The organism is Faecalibacterium sp. BCRC 81149 (genome assembly GCF_022750605.1).
Lineage (GTDB): Bacteria > Bacillota > Clostridia > Oscillospirales > Ruminococcaceae > Faecalibacterium > Faecalibacterium duncaniae.
In genome coordinates this window covers 165,877-175,267 of sequence record NZ_QXJA01000005.1, presented here as the reverse complement: position 1 = coordinate 175,267, position 9,391 = coordinate 165,877, and the positions used below count along the sequence as shown (strand labels likewise).

General features: G+C 60.3%; 8 protein-coding genes and 1 other RNA gene. 3 read left to right on the top strand and 6 right to left on the bottom strand.

All coding sequences use genetic code 11. From position 1 onward, the window contains the following. Positions 1-238 precede the first annotated feature (238 nt). From D3F01_RS08030 to pta, 6 genes are all read right to left on the bottom strand, one after another. Positions 239-481, bottom strand: coding sequence for a hypothetical protein (locus D3F01_RS08030; RefSeq protein ID WP_242887689.1), 243 nt, complete (start codon positions 479-481; stop codon positions 239-241). 4 nt (positions 482-485) lie between these two features. Next, complete coding sequence (gene recR, locus D3F01_RS08025; protein WP_005931596.1) at positions 486-1,085, bottom strand: recombination mediator RecR; 600 nt, start codon at positions 1,083-1,085, stop codon at positions 486-488. An 18-nt stretch (positions 1,086-1,103) separates the two neighbouring features. Further along, positions 1,104-1,442, bottom strand: coding sequence for a YbaB/EbfC family nucleoid-associated protein (locus D3F01_RS08020; protein WP_242887687.1), 339 nt, complete (start codon positions 1,440-1,442; stop codon positions 1,104-1,106). Positions 1,443-1,460: 18 nt separating this feature from the next. Next, positions 1,461-3,323, bottom strand: a complete 1,863-nt coding sequence (dnaX, locus tag D3F01_RS08015; protein ID WP_242887685.1) for a DNA polymerase III subunit gamma/tau — start codon at positions 3,321-3,323, stop codon at positions 1,461-1,463. A gap of 75 nt (positions 3,324-3,398) precedes the next feature. Next, positions 3,399-3,498, bottom strand: an RNA gene (gene ffs / locus D3F01_RS08010) — signal recognition particle sRNA small type. A gap of 198 nt (positions 3,499-3,696) precedes the next feature. After that, positions 3,697-4,722 carry a phosphate acetyltransferase gene (gene pta / locus D3F01_RS08005; protein ID WP_005931805.1) on the bottom strand — a complete coding sequence of 342 codons (1,026 nt, stop codon included), beginning with the start codon at positions 4,720-4,722 and terminating at the stop codon, positions 3,697-3,699. Between the two features lie 197 nt (positions 4,723-4,919). Between pta and D3F01_RS08000 the strand changes: the two genes are divergently transcribed. The 3 genes from D3F01_RS08000 (at position 4,920) to D3F01_RS07990 (ending at position 9,344) form a co-directional block, all read left to right on the top strand. Beyond that, positions 4,920-5,486 carry a uracil-DNA glycosylase gene (locus D3F01_RS08000; RefSeq protein WP_242887682.1) on the top strand — a complete coding sequence of 189 codons (567 nt, stop codon included), beginning with the start codon at positions 4,920-4,922 and terminating at the stop codon, positions 5,484-5,486. Between the two features lie 208 nt (positions 5,487-5,694). Further along, positions 5,695-6,780, top strand: a complete 1,086-nt coding sequence (locus D3F01_RS07995) for a hypothetical protein (RefSeq protein WP_098925150.1) — start codon at positions 5,695-5,697, stop codon at positions 6,778-6,780. Between the two features lie 59 nt (positions 6,781-6,839). Continuing rightward, the gene (locus D3F01_RS07990) at positions 6,840-9,344 is read left to right on the top strand and encodes an ATP-dependent DNA helicase (protein ID WP_242887680.1); all 2,505 of its coding nucleotides are present in this window, start codon (positions 6,840-6,842) and stop codon (positions 9,342-9,344) included. The last annotated feature ends 47 nt before the right edge of the window (positions 9,345-9,391 follow it).

The window sequence follows — 9,391 nt, the reverse complement described above, 5'->3', positions numbered from 1 at the left end:
CGCTCAGCACGCAATCGCTTGCGTCCTGTGTGAATTACTTTGTTTGGAATTGTTTAACGTGTTTTTCCAACACGAAAATAGGTTCCGTTACAAGTTTTTCGATATTGTTCAATTTTCAAGGTCCTGTGCGCCTCAGCCTTAGCGGATGACGACTTGATTATTTTACCACAGAAGTGATTTTTTGTCAAGTACTTTTTTCAGAAGCTTTTCGATCTTTTCGAACTTGTGGCTTGTTTTTTCAACGTATCCATATTGGTTCTTTCGCTTTGCTTCTGCCGCTTTCAGAAGTCATTCTTTCCGGCGGCCCTTGGCGCTCAAGTATAATACCACATCCCCAGCCTTCTGTCAACACTTTTTTGCATCTTTTTTGAGTTTTTTCTATATTTCTTGAATTTGTTTCATTTCCCCGGCCGTGTGTTTCTTTTTTAATCCCATAAACAGCACAAAGCCCCGCGCGCAAACGCAGGGCTTTGAAATACAAATGATCACAGTTCTCCCCGGCCAGACAGCGCCCGGTACAGGGTCGTCTCATCGGTATACTCCAGGCTGGCACCCACGGGCAGGCCATAGGCCAGGCGGGTGGTCTTGATGCCCAAGGGCTTGATGAGCTTTGCCAGATACATGGCCGTTGCCTCGCCCTCAACGGTGGGGTTCATGGCCATGATCACTTCCTTCACTTCACCGTCCCCCAGACGGGCCAGCAGTTCCTTGACCGTCAGCTGTTCAGCACCGATGCCATCCATGGGACTGATGAGGCCGTGGAGCACATGGTACATTCCATGGTACTCCCGGGTGCGCTCAAATGCCTGCACATCACGGGGCGTTTCCACCACACAGATAACAGAGCGGTCCCGCTTGGCACTGGCACAGATGGGGCAGAGCTCGGCTTCGGTATAATTCTGGCAGACACGGCAGCGGTGGAGCTTGGTGTGGGCGTTCTGGATCGCACCCGCCAGTGCGGCGGCATCCTGATCCGACATGCTCAGTACCTGATAGGCCATCCGGGTCGCACCCTTCCGCCCAATGCCCGGGAACTTGCTGAATTCTTCGATCAGCTTTTCCAGCGGGGCTGCATTATAACCCATGGTGCTCCTCCACTTTGATCAAAGACCGGGAATGTTCAGGCCGCCGGTCAGTTTGCCCATTTCAGCCTCGGCAGTCTCATCCACCTGCTTGACAGTTGCATTGATGGCAGCAGCCACCAGGTCTTCCAGCATCTCGATATCATCGGGGTCCACGGCCTCAGGCTTAATGGTGATGCTCAGCACCTCGTGCTTGCCGTTCATCTTCACAGTGACCATCTCACCGGATGCACTGCCGGTGTACTCAGCAGCTTCCAGCTCTGCCTGCTTGGCCTTCATATCTTCCTGCATCTTCTGGGCCTGACGCATCAGGGAGTTCATATCGGGGCGGCCGAAGCCTGCGGGCATTCTTGCTTTCATGGTTGGTTCTCCTTTTATTTATCGTTTTTTGCGTTCACTATCCTCAATCGACACCTCCAGCCCCAGCTGTTCCAGCTTGCGGAGGGATTCCTCGGCGTTGGCCGAAGCGCGATTGACCGTCTTGGATTCATAGGGGCCGATGGGCACCGCCACACCGGACACCTGCGCGATCAGCTTTTTGATGAGCTTCTGGCTTTCCTTGTTGGCGCGGATAAAATCCCGGAAGGTCTTTCCGCCATCGATGAGCACCCGGGTACCATCAAAGTAACCCTTGGACTTTTTCAGGTAGGTGTAGAGCATGGGATCCTGTTCCTGCAGGAGCTTGATGACCTCTGCCCATTGCGGGAAGGGATCGATTCCCTCTGCTGCCACCTTGCGGGGCTTGTTCAGCGCCGGGTCAGCCGTATATTCCGGCTTGGGCTCCGGCTGAGGCTGAGGCTGGGCCGCAGGCACTTCCTGCGCGGGAGCCGGAGGCTCTTCTCTCTGCGGCGGCGCAGCCGGGGCCGGCTCGTCCCAAGGGGGCGGGGCCTCCGAAGTCACCGGCGGTTCCTCCGGCAGGGGCGGCAGCTCTTCTTCCGCAGAAGCTGCTGCTTCTGCCTTGGGCGGTTCCACGGGCTGAGGTGCCGGTTCCGGCTCAGACTGCTGCATCGGTGCCGGTTCCACAGAAGGTTCCTGCACGGGAGCCGATGCCGCCGGTGCACATACAAAAGGCTTGACCGGTGCCGACGCAAACGGTCTGGGGGCCTCCTGTGCAGGGACCGCAGGCCGGGCGGCGGGCACAGCCTGTACCGCCACCTGCTGGGGCGGCTCCGAAAGGCTGAACAGGGCCAGTTCCAGCTCTATCCGCTGGTCACTGCCACGGGTCATGTGCTCCAGAGCGTTGCCCAGCGCCCGGATGGCCCGGATCGCCTCCCGCTGCCCCATCCGGGGGCCTTTTTCCAGATAGAGCTTTTCCTCTTCCGGAGAGATACCCGAGAGCAGCGCCTGCCCGCCGGGCAGGGCCGCCAGCATCAGCGCACGGTAATGGGCAATGAGCTCCTCGGTCAGCCGCTTCACATCCACTGACTGCTGGCGCAGTTGAGCCAGCTGTGCCAGTGCCGCGGCGGCATCCTGCGCTTTCAGCGCATCCGAAATATGGAACAGATAGCTCCGGTCGGTCACACCTGCCATCCGGCGGACAACGTCCGCATCGATCTTTGCCGTGACACCGGCACAGGTATCCAGAATGGACAGCGCGTCTCGCATGGCACCATCGGCAAGGCGGGAGATGAGCTCCGCCCCCTCGCCGGACAACTCCAGTCCCTCCTGCCCGGCGATGTACTCCACACGCTGGGCGATATCCTCGGGGCCGATGCGGGTAAAATCGTACCGCTGGCACCGGGAAAGGATGGTGGCGGGGACCTTCTGGATCTCCGTGGTCGCCAGAATAAAGATGACGTGGGCGGGCGGCTCCTCCAGCGTTTTCAGCAGGGCGTTGAACGCTGCCGTGGAGAGCATGTGCACCTCGTCGATGATATATACCTTATAATGACAGGCGCTGGGGGTGTAGGCCGTTTCATCACGCAGATCACGGATATCGTCCACGCCGTTGTTGGAGGCCGCGTCCATCTCCACCACGTCCAGAATGCTGCCGTTGTCGATGCCCCTGCAGATCTCGCACTCACCGCAGGGGTCACCGTTCTGGGGATGCAGGCAGTTGACTGCCTTGGCAAAGATCTTGGCACAGGTGGTCTTGCCGGTGCCGCGCACGCCGGTAAACAGATAAGCGTGGCCCACACGGCCTGTGGCGATCTGGTTGCGCAGTGCGGTCACGATGCCGCGCTGGGCCACCACATCCTCAAACCGCTGGGGCCGCCACTTGCGGTACAGGGCTCGATACATCCGCTTCTCCCCTTTCAACAAAAAAGCCGGGCAGCGCTGACGGGGTTTGACCCCCGCCTTGCGTAACTCGGCATACGGATGCAGGCTGACTGAAACGCACGGGACACACCGCTTAAGGCTGCTTGGTTCCCCACCTGACCTGGTTCACAGCGGCCCCATCGTACAGGGCCCACATCCGTATGCCGAACCACGCAGCAGGCGCTGTCCGGCATGGCACATTTTGTGCTTGATTATTATAGCATGTTTCGGGAGAGAATGCAAGTATTAAACCTTACCGACATCGCTTAGGAAATACGAAGCTGCACGTTCCCTTATACAGCAAAAGCCCCCTCCGGTGCAAAACCGGAGGGGGCAAAAGTGCTTAATTCGCAAATTAAGACTGGCAGGCAGTGATCAGGCTCATCTTGTAGACCTCGTCAGCGTTGCAGCCACGGGACAGGTCGTTGATGGGTGCATTCAGGCCCTGCAGAATGGGGCCGTAGGCAGCGTAGCCGCCCAGACGCTGAGCGATCTTATAGCCGATGTTGCCGGCCTCGATGCAGGGGAAGATGAAGGTGTTGGCCTGGCCAGCGACCTTGCTGCCCTTGCACTTGACCTGTGCAACTTCGGGAGCAACGGCAGCGTCAAACTGCAGCTCGCCGTCCACAGCCAGCTCGGGGTCCATCTCCTGAGCCTTGATGGTAGCGTCATGGCTCAGAGCAACGGTGCCGCCCTTGCCGGAACCCTTGGTGGAGAAGCTCAGAACTGCGACCTTCGGATCGATGCCGAACAGCTTTGCGGTCTTGGCAGTCTCAACGGCCACCTCAGCCAGCTTTGCGGATGCAGCGATCTTGACCTCGCCGGTAGCCTTATCAACGGTATCGGTGTAATCAATGTTGACAGCGCAGTCGCCCATGGCAATGCGCTTCAGGCCCTCTTCGCCAAAGTCACGGTCCAGAATGAAGCAGGAGCTCACCAGGTGTGCGCCCTTCTTGGTCTTGACCAGCTGCAGAGCGGGGCGGATGGTATCAGCGGTGGAGTAAGTAGCGCCGCCCAGCAGGCAGTCAGCCTTGCCCATCTTGACCAGCATGGTGCCGAAGTAGTTGGACTTCTTCAGCATTGCGGTACACTCTTCAGCGGTCTGCTTGCCCTTGCGCAGCTCGACCATGGTGTTCACCATCTCGTCGAAACCTGCGTAGTTCTCAGGGTCAATGATCTCAGCAGCGGAAATATCAAAATTGCCTGCGGCAGCAGCGGCCTTGCACTCAGCCTCGTTGCCCACCATGACAACCTTCAGAACGCCCTCGGCCAGCAGCTTGCTGGCTGCCTCCAGGATGCGGGGGTCATTGCCCTCGGTAAAAACGATCGTCTTGGGGTTTGCCTTCAGCTGTGCTACCAGCGGTGCGAACATATCAGCCATTGTTGATTACCTCCGAATTAACTATCCAATATTCACATCCGGGTGCCTGTTGGACACAAGGATGCCTTTCTCTTTTATTCTAGCACACCCGCCAAAAAGTTCAAGACAAAATTGGCTTTTTGTGCTATTATTTTAGGAGTAAACCATTTTTTATTTGTGAATAAATTATCATTCAGCTGCAAGGAGATCAAACTGCTATGGATTGGGATACATTAAAGGCCGAGTGCCTTGCCTGCCGCAGATGTGAGCTGTGCACTGACCGCACCCATGTGGTGTTCGGGCAGGGTACCCAGACTGCTGAGGTGCTGTTCGTGGGCGAAGGCCCGGGCCAGAGCGAGGACGAGCAGGGCCTGCCCTTTGTGGGCCGCAGCGGCCAGCTGCTGGACAAATACCTGTTTGCCATCGATTTGGACCGGAGCAAAAACTGCTACATTGCCAACATCGTCAAGTGCCGCCCGCCCCAGAACCGCGACCCGCTGCCCACCGAGAGCGAGGCCTGTATGCCCTGGCTCCGGGAGCAGTTCAAGCTGCTGCAGCCAAAGATCGTGGTCTGCCTGGGCCGCATCGCCTCTCAGCGGATGATCCGCACCGATTTCTCCGTGACCAAGGAGCACGGCACCTTTGTGCAAAAGAACGGCGTGTGGTTTATGGGCACCTTCCACCCCGCCGCCCTGCTCCGGCAGGCGCAGAACAAACCCGCCGCCTTTGCGGATTTTGTGGCTCTGCGGGAGAAGATCCACGAGGTGTGCGGGCACACATATTAACAAGCTCACCCTCTCCGTCATTGCTGTCGCAATGCCACCTCTCCCGAAGGGAGAGGCCTTGGCAGAAAGATGAAGCTCACAAAAACTGCCAAGGGCTCCCACTTTGGGGGAGCTGGCGAGCGGAGCGAGACTGAGAGGGCAAGGCCGTTTCCAAGTATCATCTTCCTTCATTTTTGCATACCCTAAAGCAAAAGTGAGGTGTTCTGATATGAAAACGATCCAAAGCCGTTCCCCCGATTTCTTTCTGGGGGCCACCACACCGGCGGGCTTCAAGGGTTATTTTGAGCCGCTGCGCCGGGAGCCCGGGATGCAGATGCTTCTCATCAAAAGCGGGCCGGGATGCGGCAAATCCACCCTGATGAAGCATCTGGCCCAGGCCGCCGAGCAGCAGGGCCAGCGCATCGAAAAGATCCACTGTGCCAGCGACCCGGACAGTCTGGACGGGGTCATCTTCCTCGACCAGAAACGCGCCATCATCGATGCCACCGCGCCCCATGTGGTGGAGCCGGACGCGCCCGGGGCTGATGAGCTGGTGGTGAGCCTGTACCACACCATCGATGCCGGAAAGCTGGCTCCCCACCGGGACGAGGTCAAGGCCCTGTTTGCCCGGAATGCCGCTCTGCGGGGCCGGGCGGCCCGGTATATCGCATCGGCGGGCAGCCTGATGCTGGACAGCCGCCGGGCCGAAGCCTGCAGCGCCAACTTTGAAAAGGTGCGCCGCTACGTCAAGCGTCTCTGCACCCGGCTGCTTCCCCGCACCGAGGGCACCGCCAGTGAGGAGCTGCGGCTGCTCTCAGCCATCACCCCCAAGGGGATGGTATTCTACCGGGGCACGGTGGAAGCGCTGGCCGACCGGTATGTGGTATTCCGGGATGATTACGGGGCGGTCTCCCGCCTGCTGCTGGAACTCATCCGGGCCGAAGCACTGGCCCGGGGCTACCACATCATCACCTGCCCCTGTGCTATGCACCCTGAAGATCAGATCGACCATATCTTCATCCCGGCCCTGCGGCTGGCTTTTTTGACCGACAACCTCTGGCATCCCATCCAGCTGCCCGGCGTGCAGGCCGTGCGCTGCACCCGCTTTGTGGACCGGGAGAACCTGTCCGGCTTCCGCGCCCGCCTGCGCTTCAATGACCGTGCCGCCTCCGAGCTCATCGACCAGGCTGTAGCCCTGATGGCTCAGGCCAAGAACTGCCATGATGAGCTGGAGACTTATTACCGGGCCGCCGTGGATTTTGACCAGGTGAATGCTGTTGCAGCAAATTGTCAAAAGATCCTGGGTCTCGGGTAGGCCCTGCTCTGTACAACCTGACCGAAGCGCAGAATTTCAAGAGAAAGGAAGTGAACCCCATGCCAACCATCCGTCTCTCTGTCCGGGAGCTGGTGGAGTTCCTGCTCCGCACCGGCAGTATCGACAGCCGCTTTACCGGCTTTGACCGGGCCAACGAGGGCGCACGCATCCACCGCAGGCTCCAGAAGGCGGCGGGTGAAGGCTACGCCGCCGAGGTGTTCCTCACGGCAGAGCGGACGATGGAGGGAATCGGGTTCACCATCGAGGGCCGTGCCGACGGCATTTTTACCGATGAGGACGGCACGGTGGTCATCGACGAGATCAAGACCACCGCCGCGCCCACCGATGCCATCACGGAGGACATGAACCCCTGCCACTGGGCGCAGGGCATGGTCTACGGGGCCATCTGCGCCGAGCAGCGGGAGCTGGAAACACTGGATGTCCGGCTGACCTATTACCAGATCGACACCGATGAGATCATCCGCTATACCCGGCACTTCTCTGCCGCTGAGCTGGATGCGTTTCTCAACGACCTGCTGCAGCAGTATCTTCCCTGGGCACGGCGGCAGCTGGACTGGGTGGAAGCCCGGGACCGGAGCCTTGGGGCCCTGCAATTTCCGTTTCCGGCCTACCGTCCCGGGCAGCGTGCCCTTGCCGGGGAGGTCTATCGCGCCTGTGCTGCGGGCAAGGCAGAGCAGAAGGGCGGTACCCGGCTGTTCTGCCAGGCACCCACCGGCATCGGCAAAACGATGAGCGCCCTCTTCCCTGCCCTGAAAGCCATGGGCGAGGGCAAGGGGGAAAAGATCTTCTACCTGACCGCCCGCAACACGACACAGGCCGCTGCTGAGGATGCACTGGCCCGTCTGCGGGCGGCAGACCCGGCGCTTTCCCTGCGCAGCGTGACCCTGACCGCCAAGGAGAAGGCCTGCCTGTGCAAGGATGCTGAGGGCCGTCCCGCCTGCCTGCCGGAAGCCTGTCCCTACGCCAACGGCTACTACGAGCGGCTGAAGGATGCGCTGGCCGACCTGCTGGACAGCGCCGTCCCCTATGACCGGGTCGCCCTGACCGAGACTGCCCGGCGGCACAGGGTCTGCCCTTTTGAGCTGGGGCTGGACTTGAGCGAGTGGTGTGATGTGGTCATCGGAGACTACAACTATCTGTTCGACCCCACCGTGCACCTGCGGCGCTTTTTCGATGCGGCGGGCGACTACATTTTTCTCATCGACGAGGCCCACAACCTGCCGGACCGGGCCAGAGCCATGTACTCAGCACGGTTCTGCAAGAGCAGCCTGACCGATGCCAGACGGGCCATCGGCAAAGGAAAGAGCGCACTGAAAACTGCGTTGACAAAGGCAGACAAAGGCTTTCTGGAAGCGCGCCGGGCGGTAACGAAGCTGGCCCCCCGCCGGGGTCCATCGCCCACCGAATCGCCGGCAGAGGATCTCACCCAACAGACCAGCCTTCTGGACACCGAACCGGCAGAAGCCGTCTTCTCGCTGCCGGAGCCTTTGCTGGCGCGGGATGGCACGGTCTTTTTGCAAGAGCTGCCGAAGGAGCTGCTCCGACTGCTGTTCAGCCTGCAGGCCCCCCTGCAGGACTGGCTGGAGGCCAACCCGGAGGCCGATGCCCACGCCCAGCTGCTGGAGCTCTACTTTGCGTTGCAGGATATCACCCGGGCAGCAGAACGGTACGATGCGCATTTTGTCACCCAGCTGACAGCCCGGGGCAGCGAGCTGGAATGGGAGCTGCTCTGCCTTGACCCTGCCCCCTTTGTGGATGCCAGCCTTGCCGCTGGACGGGCCGCGGTACTGTTCAGCGCAACACTCACCCCGCCGGGCTACTACCGCTCCGTGCTGGGCTGTCCCGATGCCCGGGCTGTGGCACTGGAAAGCCCGTTTCCGCCCGAACATCTGGGGCTCTACTGCCTGCCCGGCATCTCCACCCGCTACCGGGACCGGGAGGCCAGTGTTCAGGCCGTCTCAGATGCGCTGGCCGCACTGGCCCGGGCCAAGGTGGGCAACTATCTGGCCTTTTTTCCCAGCTACGCCTATCTGCGGCAGGTATATGAAGACTTCACCGCCCGTTACCCGGACATCGGGACGCTGGCCCAGGAGAGCGGTCTGGACGACGCGGCCCGGGCGGCCTTTCTGGAACAGTTCGGCCCAAGCCCCGCAAAAACGCTGCTGGGCTTCGGGGTCATGGGCGGCATCTTCGGCGAGGGTGTAGATCTGGTGGGTGACCGGCTCATCGGGTGTGCCATCGTGGGGGTAGGCCTGCCTCAGGTGAACCCCCGTCAGGAGATCCTGCGCCGCTACTATGACGAGGCGGGCGGCACCGGTTTCGACTACGCCTACCGCTTTCCGGGCATGAACAAGGTGCTGCAGGCGGCGGGCCGGGTCATCCGCACGCAGGAGGACAGGGGCGTGGTGCTTCTGCTGGACGACCGCTTTGCCCGCGGTGAATACACCCGCCTGTTTCCCCGCCACTGGCACCAGCTCCAATACCTGCGCAGCACCACAGAGCTGGAGCAGCAGCTTGCCGCCTTCTGGGCACTGAACCAATAGAAAAAAGCCTGTCAGCGCAAAAACCGACAGGCTTTTTCTCATGCTCC

Excerpts from the sequence above, each read along its gene's own strand:
- recR (WP_005931596.1), bottom strand. The coding sequence starts at position 1,085 with ATGGGTTATAATGCAGCCCCGCTGGAAAAGCTGATCGAAGAATTCAGC.
- D3F01_RS08020 (WP_242887687.1), bottom strand. The coding sequence starts at position 1,442 with ATGAAAGCAAGAATGCCCGCAGGCTTCGGCCGCCCCGATATGAACTCC.
- dnaX (WP_242887685.1), bottom strand. The coding sequence starts at position 3,323 with ATGTATCGAGCCCTGTACCGCAAGTGGCGGCCCCAGCGGTTTGAGGAT.
- pta (WP_005931805.1), bottom strand. The coding sequence starts at position 4,722 with ATGGCTGATATGTTCGCACCGCTGGTAGCACAGCTGAAGGCAAACCCC.
- D3F01_RS08000 (WP_242887682.1), top strand. The coding sequence starts at position 4,920 with ATGGATTGGGATACATTAAAGGCCGAGTGCCTTGCCTGCCGCAGATGT.
- D3F01_RS07995 (WP_098925150.1), top strand. The coding sequence starts at position 5,695 with ATGAAAACGATCCAAAGCCGTTCCCCCGATTTCTTTCTGGGGGCCACC.
- D3F01_RS07990 (WP_242887680.1), top strand. The coding sequence starts at position 6,840 with ATGCCAACCATCCGTCTCTCTGTCCGGGAGCTGGTGGAGTTCCTGCTC.